Annotated in this window: 1 protein-coding gene; it reads right to left on the bottom strand. The window is 30.5% G+C overall.

The features are described from left to right. Nucleotides 1-315 precede the first annotated feature (315 nt). Nucleotides 316-546: a hypothetical protein gene (locus V4538_17560; GenBank protein ID MES2382859.1), complete on the bottom strand. Its 231-nt coding sequence runs from the start codon at nt 544-546 to the stop codon at nt 316-318. Nucleotides 547-1,136 lie beyond the last annotated feature (590 nt).

Below are 1,136 nucleotides of genomic sequence, written 5' to 3'. Positions count from 1 at the left end.
TTAATAACTTTTGTCGGATAAACCAGATCGTGGTAAAATGATTAAGAAAAAATAAAAGTAATAAAAAGTGCCAATAAGCCCTACATGAACAAAAGGAGATTCGGCTGGGAGTTGACCAATTCAAGCTAAAAAGAATAAATTTAATACAAATATAAAGAAGTATCTCGAGTAATAAACGTTAAAGGTACTATTTCTATATTTTGAAGTATTAAGATATGGTACAAAAAAAAGAATTAAAAGAGATGAAAACATTGCAATAACGCCTCCCAATTTATGTGGAATAGAACGTAAAATTGCATAAAACGGCAAAAAATATCATTCAGGAACAATATGTAAAGGAGTCACATAATATTGTGCTGGAAGATCATTATCTGGATGACCAAACACATTTGGATGTAAAGCTAAAACAAATGCTAAAAAAATACATGCAATTAAAAATGCACCTAAATCTTTAATTCCAAATGATGGAAAAAAATTGACCATAATAGGTTTGTCAATCCCAGTAGGATTATTACTGCCTGTAAAATGTAAAAATGTAATGTGCATATATACCACAGCCACTATACCTCACGGCAAGCTATAATGTAACATAGCAAATTTCATTAAAGTAGGATTGCCAACTGAAAAACCACCTCAAATTATATAACATAAATGATGCCCAATTTTTGGTACGGATGTAAAAAGCGATGTAATTACAGTTGCCCCTCATAATGACATTTGCCCTCATGGAAGAACATAACCTATAAATGCAGTTGCCATCATAACAATAAATATTAGCAACCCTGAAAATCATATAAATTGACGTGGCTTAAAATAATTACCGTAAAAAAGAACTTTACCTATATGAAGATAAACAAAAATAAAAAAACAAGACGCACCATTTGCATGTAGATAGCGCATTATATAACCGTATGGTACGTCTTCCATAAGATGTATTACAGATTTAAAAGACCACTCCGTATGAGGAGTAAAGTTAGACCCTAAAAAAATACCTGTAATTAATTGCAATATAAGAGTTAAACCAGCCAATGCGCCAAATGATCAAATTCAATTTAAATTTGAAGGGGTAGCATATGAAAGTACGTGAGAATGAACTAATTTGATTAATTTTGAATTTCTAATGTTTTCTAAAAAAA

Source organism: Bacteroidota bacterium (genome assembly GCA_040388375.1).
Taxonomy (GTDB): Bacteria; Bacteroidota; Bacteroidia; order UKL13-3; family UKL13-3; genus JAAFJM01.
Note: the sequence above shows the minus strand (reverse complement) of the source record. Positions and strands in the feature narration are given on the sequence as shown.

Excerpts from the sequence above, each read along its gene's own strand:
- V4538_17560 (MES2382859.1), bottom strand. The coding sequence starts at position 546 with ATGCACATTACATTTTTACATTTTACAGGCAGTAATAATCCTACTGGG.